We start from the raw sequence: 17,208 nt of genomic DNA on the forward strand, positions 1-17,208 counted from the left end.
AACTACGTGAGCTCCCCCACGGTGCGGCGGTTTTCTATTGACATCCCGCCAGTTCGTGAAAGCATTCACAAGCAACAGTGCGGAAACATTCTCTACGCACACATGAACTCATGAAGACGAAACGGTGCACGACGCACCCAGTTAAGGAGCAGAAGGATGGACTGGCGCCACAAGGCAATCTGTCGCGACGAAGACCCCGAGTTGTTCTTCCCTGTGGGCAACAGCGGTCCGGCTCTCGCGCAGATTGCTGATGCCAAGGTTGTCTGCAACCGCTGCCCGGTGACCGCCGATTGCCTCTCGTGGGCACTCGAGTCGGGCCAGGACGCCGGTGTGTGGGGCGGCATGAGCGAAGACGAGCGTCGCGCACTCAAGCGCCGCAACGCTCGGACGCGTGCCCGCACCACCGTCTGATACTTCAGAAGGAGACGGGCCCGGCACCACATGGTGCCGGGCCTTTTGCTTGCCCGCCGGTCAGTACCGCGGTCCACGACGGCCCAGCGGTACCCGTAACACGGCATCCGTTCCCCCCTCCGCGCCCGGGTGCAGCCCCAGTGAACCGTTCAGTTCGGCGGCCACCAGGGTCCGGACGATCTGCAGACCGAGCCGGTCGGACCGCTCGAGACTGAAACCGGGCGGCAATCCCCTGCCGTTGTCGTGGATCACGACGTCCAGCCAGCGCGCCGACCGCTCCGCCCTCATGGTGACCGTGCCCGCGGCGCCCGGTTCGAAGGCGTGCTCGATCGCGTTCTGCACGAGTTCGGTCAGCACCATCACCAGCGGGGTGGCCCGCTCCGCGGAGAACACCCCGAAGCTGCCCTCCCGGCGGACCTTGATCGGCGTGCTCACCGTCGCCACGTCGGACAGGATCGGCACGAGCCGGTCGACGACCTCGTCGAGGTTCACCTCTTCGTCCACCGACATCGACAGCGTGTCGTGCACGAGGGCGATCGACGTGACACGTCGCACCGATTCGCTGAGCGCCTGACGGGCCTCCTCGTTGTTGGTGCGGCGGGCCTGCAGCCGCAGCAGCGCCGCCACCGTTTGCAGATTGTTCTTCACCCGGTGGTGGATCTCGCGGATCGTTGCATCCTTGCTGAGCAGGGCGCGATCCCGCCTCTTCACCTCCGTGACGTCCCGCACGACGACGGCGGCGCCGACCCGCTTCCCGCCGGGTTTGAGTACCAGGGCCCGCAGCAGGACGGTCGCTCCCCTGGCCTCAATCTCCATCCGGCGGCCCGGCTTGTCGGCGATCGTGTCGCGGATGTACCCGGCGACCTCCTGCGACTCGAACGGATCCGTCACGAGAGATCGCGTGGTGGCGGCGAGGTTCTGGCCGATCAGGTCCGAGCTCAGGCCCATCCGGTGGTACGCCGACAGCGCGTTGGGACTCGCGTAGACGACGCTGCCGTCGGTGTCCAGGCGGATGAAGCCGTCGCCGGCGCGGGGGCTCGAGTTGGTGTCCGAGCGGGCCTCCCGGATCGGGAACGTGCCGTCGCTGATCATCTGGCACAGGTCCTCGGCGCAGTCCAGATACGCGACCTCGAGAGGACTCTGCGCCCGCTGGTGCGACAGGTTGGTGTCCCGGCTCAGGACGGCGATCACCTCGCCGTTCCACCGCACCGGGACCGCGTCGCCGCGCGGCGGCAGACCCGCGTGCCCGCCGCCGTCCTCGGGGCGCACGACGTTGCCCTCGAGCAGCGCCTGCAGTACCTGCGGGTGTTCCGACTCCGACACGACGGTCCCGACGACGTCCTCCGGGAATGCGGTCGACGCGGTGGTGGGCCTGCAGTGCGCGACGCAGATCACGGTGCCGGTCGGGTTGGTGGCCGCGGAGTCCGCTCCGACCCACAGCAGGACGTCCGCGAAGGAGAGGTCGGCGAGCAACTGCCATTCGCCGACGACGCGCTGGAGGTGGTCGACGGCCTCGCCGGGCAGGTCGGTGTGTTCGGCGAGCAGATCGCTCAGGGTCGACATCGTGGGGTGTGTCAGTCAGCTCAGGAGATGACCGCGATCAGGTCGCCCTGTTGGATCACGTCGCCGACCTTGACGTCCACGGAGGTGACCGTGCCGGGCTCTTCGGCGATGACGGGAATCTCCATCTTCATCGACTCGAGGATGACGAGGGTGTCGCCTTCCTTCACCTCGTCACCCGCGCTCACCACAACCTGATACACCGTCGAAACCATTTCGGCGCGCACGTCTTCTGCCATTGTGATCCTTCACTCCCGGGTGTCGAGAAAGCCCTGTTGCAAGGACACCCAACCACACGTGGAAGACTGTGGTGAAAAGAAGGGAGATCTACTCATGGGTAAGCGTGGTCGTAAGAAGCGCAGTCGCAAGGGCAACGCCGCAAACCACGGCAAGCGTCCCAACGCCTGACGCGCCGTAGAACGCACCAGGGGCCGGAAAGCAGCGATGCTTTCCGGCCCCTGATTGCTGTTCTGACGGGTTACGACTCGGGTTCGGTATTCGTGATGAGGATCGTCCGCCGCAACTCGATGGAGAGCCTCTGACGCAGACTTTCCGGTGCGTGCTCACCGCCGCACTTGCGGTTCACGAGGCTCTTGACCTTCTCCTCGATCCCGTACGCCTCGAGGCACGACCCGCACTCGTCGAGATGCCGCTGCAGCCGCGCCCGCGAGGCCTCGTCGCATTCGCTGTCCAGCATCAGCCAGACGTCCGCGATGACGGCGGAGCAGTCGAGCTGCTCGAATTCGTCCTGCTCGCTCACCGAGAAACCTCCTGCTCCGCGCTCACTACACTGTCGCCGGCCACCTCGTCGGTGCCGCGGTTGAATCCTCGTTCGCGTGCGACATCGGCGAGCAGACCCCGCAGCTGCTTGCGCCCGCGGTGCAGCCGCGACATCACGGTCCCGATCGGGGTGCCCATGATCTCGGCGATCTCCTTGTAGGGAAAGCCCTCGACATCGGCGTAGTAGACGGCCATCCGGAACTCCTCGGGCAGGGCCTGGAGGGCTTCCTTGATGTCGTCGTCGGGGAGCGCGTCCAGTGCCTCGACCTCGGCGGACCGCAGCCCGGTCGACGAATGCTCCGCCGTCGCCGCGAGCTGCCAGTCGGTGATCTCGTCGGTCGGGTACTGCGCGGGCTGCCGCTGCTTCTTGCGGTACGAGTTGATGTACGTGTTCGTGAGAATCCGGTACAGCCACGCCTTGAGGTTGGTGCCCTCGCGGAACGAACGGAACGCCGTGTAGGCCTTCACGTACGTTTCCTGCACGAGGTCCTCGGCGTCAGCCGGGTTCCGGGTCATCCTCAGAGCAGCGCCGTACAGCTGATCCAGAAGTGGGAGCGCATCCCTTTCGAAACGCGCGATCAACTCGTCCTGTGGCTCGGCCTTCTCTGCCGTCGGACGGTCATGTTCCTGCACGCTGATCCCTTCGGTCGCCGTGGGCGTCAACGTTACCGCCAACTGCAGACGCGACGTGGGCTCGATTACCGAGGACATCACGATACGGACCACTCCCTTCGATGCACGGGTCTTCTGCAGGTACCAACACGGCTCCCGTCCGCGGTGTTCCCGCACCGCGTGGCAGAGTGTTCGTCCATGGCCGGAACTGCCACTCCCGCGACGAAGTTGCTCGTCACACAGCGCATAGACCACACCGTGCACAGCTACGCGCACGACGAGCGGGCGGAGTCGTACGGTTCGGAGGCGGTCGACGCGCTGGGCGAGACGGTCGGCGTCACTGCCCATCAGGTGTTCAAGACGCTCGTGATCAAACTCGACACGGGCAAGCTGGCGGTGGCGGTCCTGCCGGTCCCGGAGAAACTGTCCCTGAAGGCGGCGGCCGCGGCGCTGGGCGCGGGCAAGGCCGTGATGGCGGACCGCACCGAGGCCGAGCGCTCCACCGGGTACGTGTTCGGCGGCATCTCCCCGCTCGGGCAGCGGAAGGCACTTCCGACGGTCGTCGACGCGTCGGCGCTCGACTGGGACAGGGTGCTGTGCAGCGCGGGCAGGCGCGGGCTCGAGATCGAACTCGCGCCCGCCGATCTGGTGCGGCTCAGCGGAGCCGTCACCGCGGCGGTCACAGCAGGCTGATCTGCTCCCCCACCTGCGCGTCGTCACGACCGGCCGCGTCGGGGTCGAGGAGTTCCGGTCCGTTGTTCTTCACACTGTTCACCAGCGTGGACACCCGCCGGACGGTGATGTCGGCGATGGCGTCGGGTGACACCGCGAGCAGGTCGGTCGATGCGGGGTGCTCGGGATCGAGCCACGCGGCCCAGCGGTCGCGGGGCATCACGAGCGGCATCCGGTCGTGCACGTTCTCGAGCTGGGCGGCGGAGTCGACCGTGATGATGCTGCAGCTCAGGACGGGCGGCGACTCCTCGACCGCGGGATCGTGCCAGACCGACCACAGCCCGGCCATGTACAGGCGTGAGCCGTCCTCCGGGGACATGTAGTACGGAATCTTCTTCGCCTTGCCCGCCTTTTTCCCGGCGGCCGACGGCTCGGTCTCGGTCTGCCACTCGTACCAGCCGTCCATCGGCACGAGGCAGCGCTTGTACTTGAAGGAGGTCCGGAACGCGGGTTTGTTGTCGACCGAATCCGCCCGGGCGTTGAACAGCACCGGGCCCTTGCCGAGTTCCTTCGTCCAGGACGGCACGAGACCCCACCGCATCCGCCGGATCCGACGGGCGTCGTGCCGGTCGACCACCGTGAGGACCTGTGTGGTGGGCGCCACGTTGAAGTCGGGCGGACTCTCCTCCTCGCCCGCCTCGTTGATCGCGTCGAGGTCGGCCGCGAGTGTCGCCGGATTCGCAGTGGTCGCATACCTGCCGCACATGTCCACCAGAGTGGCACGAACCACCGACACCTGCGACACGCCGCCCACCCCGCCCGGTCACCCGCCCGATAGGCGAAGATGGAGACCGTGAGCCTGAGCCTGTGGAACGCCCCCCGTGCCGAAGCGCCCGTCGTCGCGACGGTCGCCCTCCCCGGATCGAAGTCGATCACCAATCGCGCGCTGATCCTCGCCGCACTCGCGGACGGTCCGTCCACCCTCACCGGGGCACTGCGCAGCCGGGACACCGACCTCATGATCGACGCACTCCGGACGCTGGGAATCGGCATCGAGACGGCCGGCGACGACACGACGCTGCGGGTCACCCCCGGCCCCCTCCGGGGCGGTGCGGTCGACTGCGGCCTGGCAGGCACCGTCATGCGGTTCCTTCCGCCGGTCGCCGCGCTCGCCGACGGCACGGTCGACTTCGACGGCGACGAGCAGGCGCGCACCCGCCCGCTCGACACGATCCTGAACGCGCTGCGCGGTCTCGGCGCGGACATCGACGGCGACTCCCTGCCGTTCACGGTCCGCGGCGCGGGTTCGCTGCGCGGGGGCCGGGTCACGATCGACGCGTCCGGTTCTTCGCAGTTCGTGTCCGGGCTGCTGCTGTCGGCGGCCGCCTTCGACGAGGGCGTCACGGTTCATCACGACGGCAAGACGGTTCCGTCGATGCCGCACATCGACATGACGGTGGAGATGCTGCGCGAGTCGGGTGTCGAGGTCTCCACCCCGGCGACGGGCGGGGAGGCCGACACGTGGCGGGTTAGCCCCGGTCCGGTGCGGGCCGTCGACCGGGTGATCGAGCCCGACCTGTCGAATGCCACCGCCTTCCTCGCCGCCGCCGCCGTCACCGGCGGTGAGGTGACCGTTCCGCTGTGGCCGGCGGAGACGACGCAGCCCGGCGACGCGATCCGCGAGATCCTGCTGGCGATGGGCGCCGACGTCCGGCGGGACGGGGCGAACCTCACCGTCCGCGGCCCGCAGCAGCTGACCGGCATCGACATCGACCTGCACGACGTCGGCGAACTCACCCCGACCGTCGCGGCGCTCGCCGCGCTCGCGGACGGCCCGTCCCACCTGCGCGGTATCGCGCATCTGCGCGGACACGAGACCGACCGGCTGGCCGCGCTCGCACACGAGATCAATTCGCTGGGCGGAAACGTCACCGAGACCGAGGACGGCCTCACCATCGTGCCCGCCGACCTGCACGGCGGGACGTGGCGGTCCTACGCCGACCACCGGATGGCGACGGCGGGAGCCATCGTCGGCCTGCGGGTCGACGGCATCGAGATCGAGGACATCGGCACCACGGCGAAGACACTGCCCGGTTTCGAGAACCTGTGGGCCACAATGCTGTCCGCGGCCGCGGGCACCGGTCGGAAGGCGAGCTTCTGAGTCGCAGGCAGTACGACGAGTCCGACGTCCGGGTGCGCCCGGGCCGAGGAACGCGCCCGCGCACGAAAACCCGGCCGGAGCACCTCGCCGCGGAGTCGGCGATGGTCGTCGCCGTCGACCGGGGCCGGTGGGGTTGCGTTCTCGGCGGCGACCCCGACCGTCCCCTCGTGACCATGCGCGCCCGCGAACTGGGCCGCACCCCCATCGTGGTGGGCGACGAGGTGAGCGTCGTCGGCGACCTGTCCGGCAAACCCGACACCCTCGCGCGGATCGTGCGGGTGGCCGAGCGCGCCACCGTGCTCCGGCGCACCGCCGACGACACCGACCCCTACGAGCGGATCGTGGTGGCCAACGCGCAGCAGTTGCTGATCGTCGTGGCGCTCGCCGACCCGCCGCCGCGGACGGGATTCGTCGAACGCGCGCTAGTCGCCGCATACGCGGGCGGGCTGAGCCCCGTCGTGTGCCTGACGAAGAGCGACCTCGAGCCGCCCGAGGAGTTCGCGAGCACGTTCGCCGACCTCGACGTCCCCGTGGTCGTGGCGGGCCGCGACGATCCGGTCGACGAGGTCCTGTCGATGCTGTCCGGCAGGCTCACCGCGCTGATCGGGCATTCGGGGGTCGGGAAGTCGACTCTCGTCAACCGCCTCGTTCCCGACGCCGACCGTGCCGTCGGCGTGGTCTCCGGCGTGGGCAAGGGCAGGCACACGTCCACGCAGTCGGTCGCGCTGCCGCTCCCGTCGGGCGGCTGGGTGATCGACACCCCGGGCATCCGGTCGTTCGGGCTGGCCCACATCTCCCCGGAGAACGTGGTGGCCGCGTTCTCCGATCTGGCCGCGGCCATCGAGGACTGCCCGCGAGGCTGTACCCATCTCGGCCCGCCCGCGGACCCGGAATGCGCGCTCGACCACCTCGAGGGCAAGGCCGCCAAACGCGTCGACGCGGTCCGTCACCTCCTCACGGCCATCGCGTCAAACGAGGCCTGGTGAGGGACGAACCGCGCCGTGGCGGAACTGTCTAGCGGAGTTGCCTAGCGGGAAAGCAGTGCGCGCAGACCGCGACGCTTGCGGGTGCGCTTGATCGCGGAACTCAGCCCCTGACGGCGACCGGTCACGGGATCGATTGTCGCCGTGGTGTTTCCACCGAACCTGCGCTCCGACGCCGTCTCCGGCGCGTCGTCCGCGGTCGCCTTGAGGTACTTGTTCGGCAACGACAGCTTGGCGATGGTGCGCCACGACTTCGCGTACTGCACCAGGAACGGCCCGGAGGTGTACGGCAGGTCGTACTTCTCGCACAACTCCCGCACCCGTACGGCGATCTCCGCGTAGCGGTTGCTCGGCAGGTCGGGGAACAGGTGGTGCTCGATCTGGTAGCTCAGGTTGCCGGACATGAAGTCCATCAGCTTGCCGCCGTCGATGTTCGCGCTACCGAGCATCTGCCGGAGGTACCACTGCGCGGGCGTTTCCTTGTCGATATCGGCCTTGGTGAACTTCTCGGCGCCGTCCGGAAAGTGCCCACAGAAGATGATCGCGTTGGTCCACACGTTGCGGATCATGTTCGCGGCGATGTTGGCGGTGAGCGTGCTCTTCCACGCAGGACCGGTGACCGCGGGGTGGATCACGTAGTCCTTGAGGATCTGCTTGCCGACCTTCTCGCCGACCTCGCGGAGCTTGCGCTGGGTCTCCTCGCTCGGCACGCGCCCCTTGGCGACCTTGCCGAGTTCGAGATGCTGCGCCGCGATGCCGTACTCGAAGAACAGCGCGAGCAGGGTGTTGTAGAGGAGATTGCCGGTATTGAACGGCTTCCACCGCTGGTCACGCGTGACGCGCAGCAGGCCGTATCCCACGTCGTCGTCCATACCGAGGACGTTGGTGTACTTGTGGTGGATGTAGTTGTGCGTCTGCTTCCAGTGAGCGGACGGTCCCGTCACGTCCCACTCCCACGAGGTGGAGTGGATCTCGGGATCGTTCATCCAGTCCCACTGGCCGTGCATGACGTTGTGGCCGAGTTCCATGTTCTCGATGATCTTCGAGAGGGAGAGCAGAGCCGTGCCCGCCAGCCAGGCGGGACGCCGCTTGCTCGCGAACAGCATTGCGCGGCCACTGATCTCGAGTCCACGCTGCAGTCTGATGGTGTTCCGCACGTAGCGCGCGTCGCGCTCCCCGCGAGATTCTTCGATATCGCGGCGGATCGCATCCAACTCGCGCCCGAGCGCCTCGACATCGGCTTCGGTGAGATGTGCGTATTCCTTGACATCTGCAATCGCCATGGGGAACCTCCTCCTGGCTGGGTCGACAGTTCACACCGGATAGGCGCTGACATGACCTACCGTACCGTAAGTTACGGCACCGTAGGTTACTTGATTGTAGGTGTGAGTGAAATCACCGACGACGGCGCGGGATCTTGGCCTCCGCGTGGGCGCGCAGCGCCGACAGCAGACCCCGGCGCTGTCCCGTGACGGGATCGGTGCGCAGCGTCTCGACCATCGCGGCACCCGCGTCACGGGCATCGCGGAACTTCCGCTCCGAGGACGTCTCGGGGGCGTCGTCCGCCGTCGCACGCAGGAAGCGGTCGGGAAGGGCGAGTTTGTGGATCGTGCGCAGTGCCAGCAGGTACTGCTTGGCGAGCGACCCCGTGGTGTACGGGAGGTCGTACTTCTCGCAAAGCGCCCGCACCTTCACGGCGATCTCCGGGTACCGGTTGCTCGGCAGATCGGGGAACAGATGATGCTCGATCTGGTAGCTGAGATTTCCGCTCATGAAACCCATGATCTTGCCGGAGTCGAAGTTGGCGCTGCCGAGCATCTGCCGGAGGTACCACTCGTGCCGGGTCTCGTTCTCGTATTCGTCGACGGTGAACTTTTCGGCGCCGTCCGGGAAGTGCCCGCAGAAGATCACCACGTACGCCCACAGGTTCCGCATGAGGTTGGCGGTCGTGTTCGCCGTCAGCGTCGACTTCCACGCCGGCCCCGCGAGCACCGGGAACAGGAGGAAGTCCTTGCCGACCTGACGGAAGATCTTGCGGGCAAAATCCTTGTTGGCCTGCGAGTTGAGCTGCCCCTTCTCGGCGCCCTCCAACTCGGCCGCGAACGTGAGGTCGTGGAGCGCGATCCCCCACTCGAACGTGGCGGCCAGGACGATGTTGGCGAACGGCTGCAGCAGATTGATCGGCCGCCACTCCTCGTCGCGGGTCATCCGGAGGATGCCGAAACCGACGTCGGAATCCATTCCAACGATGTTGGTGAACGTGTGGTGGGAGTAGTTGTGGGCCCGCTTCCAATGCTCCGAGGGGCCCGTCTGATCCCACTCCCAAGACATCGAGTGGATCTCCGGATCGTTCATCCAGTCCCACTGGCCGTGCATCACGTTGTGGCCGAGTTCCATGTTCTCGATGATTTTCGAGAGGGAAAGCATCGCGGTGCCCGCGAGCCAGGCCGGCCGGTATCGGCTGCCGAACAGCGCGAGCCGGCCACCGAGTTCCAGCAGTCGTTGCGCCCTGATGGCCCGGCGGATGTATCGGGCGTCGCGGACGCCGCGCGAATCCTCCACGTCGAGCCGGATCGCATCCAACTCACGTCCGAGCGATTCGATGTCCGCTTCGGTCAGATGCGCGAACTCTTTGATGTCGGTGATCGCCACCGTGCTCCTCCGTCTGGTGAGAGTCCGAGAATAGCGGAGTCAGGTGAACAACACGCTCACGCTCATGCGTCGAGCGTGCAGTCCCCTGCCGCCGCCGAGATACAAGTCTGGACTCGGTCACCTTCGGCGTGCTGCTTGCCGGACCTCAGGTCGATGGCGTGCCCGGCGAGAATCGGAACGACACAGGTCTGGCAGATCCCCATCCGGCAGCCGAACGGCATCAGTGCACCGACCTTCTCACCGGCCTCGAGAAGAGTGGTGGCACCGTCGATCGTGACGGTCTTGTCGGCCTTGGCGAACGTCACCGTCCCACCCTCGCCGGACGTGTCCGCACGGGAGACGGCGAAACGCTCGAGGTGCAGCTTGTCCTCGATGTTCTCGTCGCGCCACAGCGTCTCGATCTCGTCGAGCATCGGCAGCGGCCCACAGGCCCACGTCTGCCGTTCGCGCCAGTCCGGGCACACCTCGTCGAGCGAGGACAACGCGAACTTGCCCTGGCTGCGGGTGAGCTGGATCTTGCACCGGAAGTCGTCGTGCTCCTCGTGGAGCTGGGTGAGTTCGTCGGCGAACATCACGTCGGCGTCGGTGGGCGCCGAGTGGACGTGGAAGACGTCGGGAAGCTGGCCGCGCCGGTTCATCGTGCGGAGCATCGCCATGACCGGCGTGATACCGCTGCCCGCGGTCAGGAACAGGATGCGCTGCGGCGGCGGGTCGGGCAGCGCGAAGTTGCCCGTGGGCGTCGCGAGCCGGACGATCGTCCCCGACGGCACACCGTTGACGAGGTGACTGGACAGGAATCCCTCGGGCATCGCCTTGACGGCGATGGAGATGAGCTTGTCGTCCCAGTTCGGGGGCGAGGTGAGGGAGTACGAACGCCAGTGCCAGCGTCCGTCGATGTGCAGGCCGATGCCGATGTACTGGCCGGGCTCGTAGTCGAAATCGAATCCCCAGCCCGGCTTGATGACGATCGTGGCGGAGTCCGCCGTCTCCGCGCGCACCTCCACGATCTGTCCGCGCAGTTCGCGGGCCGACCACAGCGGGTTGGCCAGGTGCAGGTAGTCGTCGGGGAGCAACGGCGTCGTCAGACGTGCCGCCGCACCGCGCAACCAATTGAGCTTGGACCGCTTGGCGGGCACGACCGCTGCTGCGGGCGCCTCGATCCAATCCTTCAGACCCATCCGACCTCCACCTTTTCCGTCACCACCTACGCTACCGTAGGTTTTTAAGTTACGGTACCGTAGGTTACCCCAAGGTAAGAGGACGTACCGGTCAGAGCAGTTCGAGCAGGAACGGAAGCTCCTGGATGGCGTACCACGCCAGTACGTGATCCTCGGCGTCACCGAGAACGAACTCGGCGTCCGGATCTCCGAGATCCGCTTCGTCGATCGCGGACACGGCCCGCTCGATGTCGGGCTCCGCCTCCGCGAGGTCCACGTGCACCGACGCGACCCGGCCGATCGTCACCGGACCGGGCAACCGGACCACGGCGTCGTCGAGATCCGGACGGGGTGTCACGTCGTCGATGTCCGCGGCAACCACGGCACGGCGGAAGCGGACCCCGTCTGTCCCGCTCTCCCCCACCCGGCCCGCGATCAGACGCAGCGAAGCCCGGGCGGCCTCGGCCATCGCGACCTCGGCCAGTTCGTCGTCGTCGCCCGACGAGTACGCCTCGCGGAGCGTGGCGGTGACGGCGAAGGCGGTACGGCTCATCGGATCGAACTCCTGGTCGGCGACGAGCCGCTGGAGGATCTCGATCGTCGCGGGAACGTACACCCTCGTCATGCGTCACCCGTCATTCGCACCGCGGACTTCTCACCGGCTGGCATCCAACAACTCCTCGAGAGATTCGTACAGCAGCGCCGCCACCACGTCCACGTCGGCCATGGCGTCACGGTCTGCATTCAAACCGTAGTAGACGTTGCCGTCGTAGGACGTGAGGCCGATGCTCAAAGTCTGGTTTTTCAGCAGGGGCGACACCGGATACATCTCCAGCATCCGCGCTCCACCCACGTACAGCGGCATCTGCGGACCCGGCGCGTTGGTGATCATCAGGTTGAACATGCGCTGCGAGAAGCTGCTCGCGACACGGGCACTCATCGCGTGCAGCGTGGCGGGCGCGAACCCCGACAACCGCACCAGGGTCTCCGCGGTGACCCGCTGACTCTGCTTCGCGTGCGCCTCCATGGCGTGCGCCACGTGCGACAGCCGCACCACCGCGTTCGGTTCGCCGACCGGCAGGTCGATGAGGAAGGACGACACCATGCTCCGCGGGTCCGCCCACTCGCCGCGGCGGGACCCCTCGTCGTCAGCCTCGGGGTCCGTCGCGTACACGGACATCGGGACCATGGCCCGGACCGTGGTCGACTCGGCCACCGGTTCGCCGCGGGACAGCAGCCAGTACCGCATCGCACCCGACACGACGGCGAGGATGACGTCGTTGACCTCGCACCCGTACTGTGCGCGGATCTTCCGGTAGTCGCCCAATTCGGTCTTGACCACCGCGAAGCGCCGGTTGCGGGAGATCGTCGCATTCAGTGGACTCGACGGCGCCACCTGTGTCGCGGTGCGGACCACGGCGGCGAGCTTGCCGACGGTCCGCACGGTCTCACCGAGCGCAGACGCCATGTCACCCAACGTCATCCGCAGCGCCGCCAGACCCTCCCCCGGCCTCGACACCATCTCCGCCAGCGCCCCCGCGATGAGAGTGGACTCACTGGGGGCGGGGCTCGGCATCCACAGTTCCTCCGCCATCGGCCGCCGGGTCTTCGCCGGGTCCAGGATCACCTGACCGATCTCGAGCGCCGTCTCGCCGTCGACCAGCGAGGAATGCGACTTCGTGAAGATGGCGAAGCGGTTGTTCGACAACCCCTCCACCAGGTACATCTCCCACAGGGGACGCGTGTTGTCGAGGGGCCGGGACGTGAGCCGTGCGACCAGATCGTGCAACTGGGCGTCCGATCCGGGCTTCGGCAGCGCCGACCGCCGGACGTGGTACTCGATATCGAAGTCCTGATCGTCCACCCACACCGGACGCGACAGTCCCAGCGCCACCTCCCGCACCTTCTGCCGGTAGCGGGGCACCAGGCTCAACCGCTCCTCGACGAGGCTCAGTAATTCCTCGTAGGACAACCCGTTTCGCGGCTTCCGGAAGATCGCCAGCGATCCCACGTGCATCGGCGTACTGCTCGCCTCGAGAAAGTAGAACGATGCATCCTGCGTAGTCAGTCTCGTCACCATGTCGGCGCCTGTTCCCCTTGCATCCCGTCTCGATCCACCTCGAGAAGTATCGCTATCTCGTCCGCCGTGGCCGCGCCGTCGACGTGGTGGATGCCCACCATCCCGACGGCCACCGCGCCCCGCACGTTGACCGGCAGGTCGTCGACGAAGATACAGTCGCCCGGATCCAGACCGAGCGATTCGGCCGTCAGCCGATAGATCCGCGGATCAGGTTTGGCGACACCGACATCCCCGGACAGCACGACCTGATCGACCAGCCGGCCGTCGCCGAGTTCCCGCAACCACTGCGCGCCGGGACCGCCGGGATCGTTGCTGAGGATCGCGGTCCGCACACCACGGGTCCGGGCACCGGCGAGGACGGACGACAGGCCGTCCATGTCCGAACCGGGACCCGCGAGAACGCCGCCGAAGTCCAATATCAATCCCCGCACGTCCCCACCCTATGGGCCGCTCCGCGGTTCGGCGACACGAGTCCGCTCCGCGGTTCAGCGACACGAGTCCGCTCCGCGGTTCAGCGACACGACGACGGGATCCGTGCGATCATGACCGCTACGACGGCCGTCTCATGCCGAAACCGGGGGGTAAGAAATGAGTGAGTCCTACACGTTCCTGTCACGGGTGCCACGCTTCGAGCCGGCGGTCGGCGACGACGCCGCGCCGATCCTGCCGGGGCATTCGGAGCCGCCGGGTGCGCTGCATACTCGCGGGCACGCCAGGCACCGGTCGTCGCCCCACTCGGGTGCGTCGCCGCGCGGCGCCGCGACGCACCCGGGAACTCTGCCGATTCCGTCGCCGGACGTTCAGCGGTTCACGGAGCAGGCGTTCCGGCTCGTCCTCGAAGTGCTGGACCGGCGACGCAACGTCCGGCAACTGCGGCCGATGGTGACGCCGTCACTCGTCGACGTGGTGCGCACGTTCGCGCTCGCGGAATCACCTGCCCGGCGACTCGGTGTCGCGACACTCGTCCGCGTGCATCTGCGCGCGGTGGAGCCCTGTGTGTTCGAGGCCTTCGGCACCTACGGCCGGGGACCACGGGTCTTCGTGATCGCAGCCCGTGTCGAACAACAGTCCGACACGGGCTGGACCGTCACCTCGCTGATGATCGGCTGATCGGCTCGCCTGTGGTCAGCGCTTGCGCTTGGTGCGCGGGGCCTTCTTACCCTTCGACTGCGACCGCGCGGCCTCCCGCCGCTGACGACGGGTTCCGGCGTCGGCGGCGTCGTCCGATTCGGCCGCTCCGCGGCGGCTGAGGTGGGCATTGCCGTCCTCGGCAGGCCCGGAGTACGTGAGCCCGCGGGGCTCCCCGTCGTCCAGTCCCTTCGCGCGGAGGGCGGACGGTGCCGCCGTGCCCTGCGCCTGCTGCGCGGCCTCCTGGGTGGGTAGCGGTCGAGGCGCCGCCGGAGCGGGTGCAGCCGACGCCGTCGCCGCAGCGGAAGCCGCAGTGACGCTGACGCCCGGGGCCTGCGCCGCCTGCGGGGCGGCCGCCTCGACCTGAAGGTTGAACAGGAATCCGACCGACTCCTCCTTCAGGCCCTCGAGCATCCCGCCGAACATGTCGAAACCTTCGCGCTGGTACTCGACGAGCGGATCACGCTGAGCCATCGCCCGCAGGCCGATGCCCTCCTTGAGGTAGTCCATCTCGTAAAGATGCTCACGCCACTTCCGGTCGAGGACGCTCAGCAGGACCCGGCGCTCGAGTTCGCGCATCGATCCCTCACCGGCGACGCCGTCGATCTCGGCCTCACGCCGTGTGTAGGCGTCGTGCGCATCCTTCAGCAGGGTCTCGCGCAACTCGTCGGCGGTGATGTCCTTCGTCTCGTCGTCGCCGTCGCCGACCAGTTCCTTGTAATCGACGCCGATCGGGTACAGCGTCTTGAGGGCCGTCCACAGTTGCTCGAGATCCCAGTCCTCGACGTAACCCTCCGCGGTGGCGCCGTCGACGTAGGCGGTGACCACGTCGGTGATCATCTTCTCGACCTGGCCCTCCATGTCCTTGCCTTCGAGGATCTGACGGCGCTCGTTGTAGATGACCGTGCGCTGCTGGTTCATCACCTCGTCGTACTTGAGGACGTTCTTGCGGATCTCGAAGTTCTGCTGCTCGACCTGCGTCTGAGCGCTCTTGATGGCCTTCGAGACCATCTTCGCCTCGATGGGAACGTCGTCGGGCAGGTTGAGCCGGGTCATGATCGACTCGAGCGCCGCACCGTTGAACCGTCGCATCAACTCGTCGCCGAGGGACAGGTAGAACCGCGATTCACCGGGATCGCCCTGACGGCCGGACCGGCCGCGCAACTGGTTGTCGATTCGCCGGGACTCGTGCCGCTCGGTGCCGAGGACGTACAGCCCGCCGGCCTCGCGCACCTTGTCGGCGTCGGCCTTCACCTCGGCCTTGACCTGGTCGAGGACGTCGTCCCACGCCGCCTCGTAGTCGTCGGGGGTATGGACGGGGTCGAGGCCCTGCTTGCGGAGCGCGATGTCCGCGATGATGTCGGGGTTGCCGCCGAGCACGACGTCGGTACCACGACCGGCCATGTTGGTTGCAACGGTGACCGCTCCCGACCGGCCGGCCTCGGCGATGATCTGGGCTTCCTGCTCGTGGAACTTCGCGTTCAGCACGTTGTGCGCCACCCCGCGCTTGGTGAACTGCTTCGACAGGTACTCGGACCGCTCGACGCTGGTCGTACCGATGAGGACCGGCTGGCCCTTCTCGTGCCGCTCCACCACGTCGTCGACGACGGCGTCGAACTTGGCTTCCTCGGTCTTGTAGATCAGGTCGCCGTTGTCGACGCGGACCATCGGCCGGTTGGTGGGGATCGGGATGACGCCGAGGTTGTAGATCTGGTGCAGCTCGGCGGCCTCGGTCTCGGCCGTACCCGTCATGCCCGACAGCTTGTCGTACAGGCGGAAGTAGTTCTGCAGCGTGATCGTGGCGAGGGTCTGGTTCTCGGCCTTGATCTCGACCTTCTCCTTGGCCTCGATCGCCTGGTGCATGCCCTCGTTGTAGCGGCGGCCGACGAGGACGCGGCCGGTGAATTCGTCGACGATGATCACCTCGCCGTCACGGACGATGTAGTCCTTGTCCTTCGTGTACAGCTCTTTGGCCTTGATGGCGTTGTTCAGGTAGCTCACGAGCGGCGAGTTGGCGGCCTCGTACAGGTTGTCGATGCCGAGCTGGTCCTCGACGAGTTCGACGCCGGCCTCGTGGACGCCGATGGTGCGCTTGCGGATGTCGACCTCGTAGTGCACGTCACGCTTGAGCAGCGGCGCGATGCGGGCGAACTCCGCGTACCACTTGCTCGACGCGTCGGCGGGGCCGGAGATGATGAGGGGGGTCCTGGCCTCGTCGATGAGGATGGAGTCGACCTCGTCGACGACGGCGAAGCTGTGACCGCGCTGGACGAGATCGTCCAGGGAGTGCGTCATGTTGTCGCGCAGGTAGTCGAACCCGAACTCGTTGTTGGTGCCGTATGTGATGTCCGCCGCATAGGCCGCGCGACGCTCGGCGGGCGACATGCCGGACAGGATCACGCTGGTGTCGAGTCCGAGGAAGCGGTGGACGCGGCCCATCCACTCGGAGTCGCGCTTGGCGAGGTAGTCGTTGACCGTGACGACGTGCACGCCGTCCCCGGCGATCGCGTTGAGGTACGCGGGCAGCACGCAGGTCAGGGTCTTGCCCTCACCGGTCTTCATCTCGGCGATGTTGCCGAAGTGGAGGGCGGCGCCGCCCATGATCTGCACGTGGAAGTGCCGCTGGTCGATGACCCGCCAGGACGCCTCGCGGGCGACGGCGAACGCCTCGGGCAGCAGTTCGTCGAGCGTCTCGCCGTCACGGTAGCGGGCGCGGAACTCCTCGGTCTTCGCGCGGAGTTGCTCGTCGGTCAGGTCTTCGACCTCGGGCGACAGCGAGGAAACGTGGTCGGCGATGTGCTTGAGCCGCTTGACCATGCGACCTTCACCAACACGGAGCAGCTTCGATAGCGACAGCGACGGCACAGTCTTGTTCGTCCTCAATCTTCGGCAGTGGATGGGTGACACACAAAATCCGGCCGGAGGTCCGAGAACCCCGGCCGGATTCCATGGTAGGCGCTTCCGCGATCGGACGAGTAGACCGACCGCTCGGATCGTCAGACGGAACGGGAG

The 17,208-nt window shown here is 67.2% G+C and carries 18 protein-coding genes; 6 read left to right on the forward strand and 12 right to left on the reverse strand.

Annotation, left to right across the window (positions count from 1 at the left end; translation table 11 throughout):
* Positions 1 to 156: 156 nt before the first annotated feature.
* The gene (locus MLGJGCBP_RS19150; protein ID WP_073359278.1) at positions 157 to 411 is read left to right on the forward strand and encodes a WhiB family transcriptional regulator; all 255 of its coding nucleotides are present in this window, start codon (positions 157 to 159) and stop codon (positions 409 to 411) included.
* A 60-nt stretch (positions 412 to 471) separates the two neighbouring features.
* On the opposite strand, the gene MLGJGCBP_RS19155 is transcribed toward MLGJGCBP_RS19150, so the two are convergent.
* Both MLGJGCBP_RS19155 and MLGJGCBP_RS19160 read right to left on the reverse strand, forming a co-directional pair.
* Positions 472 to 1,974, reverse strand: coding sequence for a sensor histidine kinase (locus MLGJGCBP_RS19155; protein WP_072937643.1), 1,503 nt, complete (start codon positions 1,972 to 1,974; stop codon positions 472 to 474).
* Between the two features lie 20 nt (positions 1,975 to 1,994).
* On the reverse strand, positions 1,995 to 2,210 hold the full coding sequence (locus MLGJGCBP_RS19160; protein WP_005240095.1) for a biotin/lipoyl-binding carrier protein: 216 nt from the start codon (positions 2,208 to 2,210) through the stop codon (positions 1,995 to 1,997).
* Positions 2,211 to 2,304: 94 nt separating this feature from the next.
* Between MLGJGCBP_RS19160 and MLGJGCBP_RS54335 the strand changes: the two genes are divergently transcribed.
* Positions 2,305 to 2,379, forward strand: a complete 75-nt coding sequence (locus tag MLGJGCBP_RS54335; RefSeq protein ID WP_022597109.1) for a 50S ribosomal protein bL37 — start codon at positions 2,305 to 2,307, stop codon at positions 2,377 to 2,379.
* A 70-nt stretch (positions 2,380 to 2,449) separates the two neighbouring features.
* Here the strand turns inward: MLGJGCBP_RS54335 and rsrA are convergent, their stop codons facing one another.
* On the reverse strand, positions 2,450 to 2,731 hold the full coding sequence (gene rsrA, locus MLGJGCBP_RS19170; protein WP_072937642.1) for a mycothiol system anti-sigma-R factor: 282 nt from the start codon (positions 2,729 to 2,731) through the stop codon (positions 2,450 to 2,452).
* Complete coding sequence (locus MLGJGCBP_RS19175; protein WP_087556772.1) at positions 2,728 to 3,462, reverse strand: sigma-70 family RNA polymerase sigma factor; 735 nt, start codon at positions 3,460 to 3,462, stop codon at positions 2,728 to 2,730. Before MLGJGCBP_RS19175 ends, rsrA begins: the two co-directional genes overlap by 4 nt.
* A gap of 99 nt (positions 3,463 to 3,561) precedes the next feature.
* Between MLGJGCBP_RS19175 and ybaK the strand changes: the two genes are divergently transcribed.
* Entirely contained in the window at positions 3,562 to 4,056 is a 495-nt protein-coding gene (ybaK, locus tag MLGJGCBP_RS19180; protein WP_160097591.1) for a Cys-tRNA(Pro) deacylase, read from the forward strand.
* Here ybaK and MLGJGCBP_RS19185 read toward each other — a convergent pair.
* Positions 4,043 to 4,801 (reverse strand): SOS response-associated peptidase, encoded by a 759-nt coding sequence (locus MLGJGCBP_RS19185; RefSeq protein WP_160097615.1) that lies wholly within the window; start codon positions 4,799 to 4,801, stop codon positions 4,043 to 4,045. The two genes, ybaK and MLGJGCBP_RS19185, sit on opposite strands and share 14 nt — an antisense overlap.
* A gap of 78 nt (positions 4,802 to 4,879) precedes the next feature.
* On the opposite strand from MLGJGCBP_RS19185, the gene aroA reads away from it, so the two are divergent.
* Positions 4,880 to 6,196, forward strand: coding sequence for a 3-phosphoshikimate 1-carboxyvinyltransferase (gene aroA / locus MLGJGCBP_RS19190; RefSeq protein ID WP_160097592.1), 1,317 nt, complete (start codon positions 4,880 to 4,882; stop codon positions 6,194 to 6,196).
* Positions 6,142 to 7,182 carry a ribosome small subunit-dependent GTPase A gene (rsgA, locus tag MLGJGCBP_RS19195; RefSeq protein ID WP_160097593.1) on the forward strand — a complete coding sequence of 347 codons (1,041 nt, stop codon included), beginning with the start codon at positions 6,142 to 6,144 and terminating at the stop codon, positions 7,180 to 7,182. The genes aroA and rsgA overlap by 55 nt, the downstream gene beginning before the upstream one ends.
* A 41-nt stretch (positions 7,183 to 7,223) precedes the next feature.
* Here rsgA and MLGJGCBP_RS19200 read toward each other — a convergent pair whose 3' ends face one another.
* From MLGJGCBP_RS19200 to MLGJGCBP_RS19225, 6 genes are all read right to left on the reverse strand, one after another.
* A complete protein-coding gene (locus MLGJGCBP_RS19200; protein ID WP_160097594.1) occupies positions 7,224 to 8,462 on the reverse strand; it encodes a fatty acid desaturase family protein in 1,239 nt (412 codons plus the stop codon).
* 112 nt (positions 8,463 to 8,574) lie between these two features.
* The gene (locus MLGJGCBP_RS19205; RefSeq protein ID WP_160097595.1) at positions 8,575 to 9,831 is read right to left on the reverse strand and encodes a fatty acid desaturase family protein; all 1,257 of its coding nucleotides are present in this window, start codon (positions 9,829 to 9,831) and stop codon (positions 8,575 to 8,577) included.
* Between the two features lie 62 nt (positions 9,832 to 9,893).
* Positions 9,894 to 11,009, reverse strand: coding sequence for a ferredoxin reductase (locus tag MLGJGCBP_RS19210; protein ID WP_160097596.1), 1,116 nt, complete (start codon positions 11,007 to 11,009; stop codon positions 9,894 to 9,896).
* Positions 11,010 to 11,100: 91 nt separating this feature from the next.
* The gene (locus MLGJGCBP_RS19215) at positions 11,101 to 11,613 is read right to left on the reverse strand and encodes a DUF6912 family protein (RefSeq protein ID WP_160097597.1); all 513 of its coding nucleotides are present in this window, start codon (positions 11,611 to 11,613) and stop codon (positions 11,101 to 11,103) included.
* Positions 11,614 to 11,643: 30 nt separating this feature from the next.
* Positions 11,644 to 13,068, reverse strand: a complete 1,425-nt coding sequence (locus MLGJGCBP_RS19220) for a WS/DGAT/MGAT family O-acyltransferase (RefSeq protein WP_160097598.1) — start codon at positions 13,066 to 13,068, stop codon at positions 11,644 to 11,646.
* Positions 13,062 to 13,499, reverse strand: a complete 438-nt coding sequence (locus MLGJGCBP_RS19225; protein ID WP_087556693.1) for an HAD-IA family hydrolase — start codon at positions 13,497 to 13,499, stop codon at positions 13,062 to 13,064. The genes MLGJGCBP_RS19220 and MLGJGCBP_RS19225 overlap by 7 nt, the downstream gene beginning before the upstream one ends.
* Before the next feature lie 157 nt (positions 13,500 to 13,656).
* Between MLGJGCBP_RS19225 and MLGJGCBP_RS19230 the strand changes: the two genes are divergently transcribed.
* Positions 13,657 to 14,178 (forward strand): Rv3235 family protein, encoded by a 522-nt coding sequence (locus tag MLGJGCBP_RS19230; protein ID WP_160097599.1) that lies wholly within the window; start codon positions 13,657 to 13,659, stop codon positions 14,176 to 14,178.
* 15 nt (positions 14,179 to 14,193) lie between these two features.
* Here the strand turns inward: MLGJGCBP_RS19230 and secA are convergent, their stop codons facing one another.
* Entirely contained in the window at positions 14,194 to 17,061 is a 2,868-nt protein-coding gene (secA, locus tag MLGJGCBP_RS19235; RefSeq protein WP_087556695.1) for a preprotein translocase subunit SecA, read from the reverse strand.
* Between the last annotated feature and the right edge of the window lie 147 nt (positions 17,062 to 17,208).

It is taken from the genome of Rhodococcus sp. T7, assembly GCF_009872365.1.
Taxonomy (GTDB): domain Bacteria; phylum Actinomycetota; class Actinomycetes; order Mycobacteriales; family Mycobacteriaceae; genus Rhodococcus_F.

What these genes read in the sequence shown, in the direction of transcription:
- MLGJGCBP_RS19185 (WP_160097615.1), bottom strand. Translation starts at nt 4,801, where the DNA reads ATGTGCGGCAGGTATGCGACCACTGCGAATCCGGCGACACTCGCGGCC.
- ybaK (WP_160097591.1), top strand. Translation starts at nt 3,562, where the DNA reads ATGGCCGGAACTGCCACTCCCGCGACGAAGTTGCTCGTCACACAGCGC.
- MLGJGCBP_RS19160 (WP_005240095.1), bottom strand. Translation starts at nt 2,210, where the DNA reads ATGGCAGAAGACGTGCGCGCCGAAATGGTTTCGACGGTGTATCAGGTT.
- MLGJGCBP_RS19150 (WP_073359278.1), top strand. Translation starts at nt 157, where the DNA reads ATGGACTGGCGCCACAAGGCAATCTGTCGCGACGAAGACCCCGAGTTG.
- MLGJGCBP_RS19230 (WP_160097599.1), top strand. Translation starts at nt 13,657, where the DNA reads ATGAGTGAGTCCTACACGTTCCTGTCACGGGTGCCACGCTTCGAGCCG.
- MLGJGCBP_RS19200 (WP_160097594.1), bottom strand. Translation starts at nt 8,462, where the DNA reads ATGGCGATTGCAGATGTCAAGGAATACGCACATCTCACCGAAGCCGAT.
- MLGJGCBP_RS19155 (WP_072937643.1), bottom strand. Translation starts at nt 1,974, where the DNA reads ATGTCGACCCTGAGCGATCTGCTCGCCGAACACACCGACCTGCCCGGC.
- MLGJGCBP_RS19210 (WP_160097596.1), bottom strand. Translation starts at nt 11,009, where the DNA reads ATGGGTCTGAAGGATTGGATCGAGGCGCCCGCAGCAGCGGTCGTGCCC.
- MLGJGCBP_RS19220 (WP_160097598.1), bottom strand. Translation starts at nt 13,068, where the DNA reads ATGGTGACGAGACTGACTACGCAGGATGCATCGTTCTACTTTCTCGAG.
- aroA (WP_160097592.1), top strand. Translation starts at nt 4,880, where the DNA reads ATGGAGACCGTGAGCCTGAGCCTGTGGAACGCCCCCCGTGCCGAAGCG.
- MLGJGCBP_RS19175 (WP_087556772.1), bottom strand. Translation starts at nt 3,462, where the DNA reads ATGTCCTCGGTAATCGAGCCCACGTCGCGTCTGCAGTTGGCGGTAACG.
- MLGJGCBP_RS19215 (WP_160097597.1), bottom strand. Translation starts at nt 11,613, where the DNA reads ATGACGAGGGTGTACGTTCCCGCGACGATCGAGATCCTCCAGCGGCTC.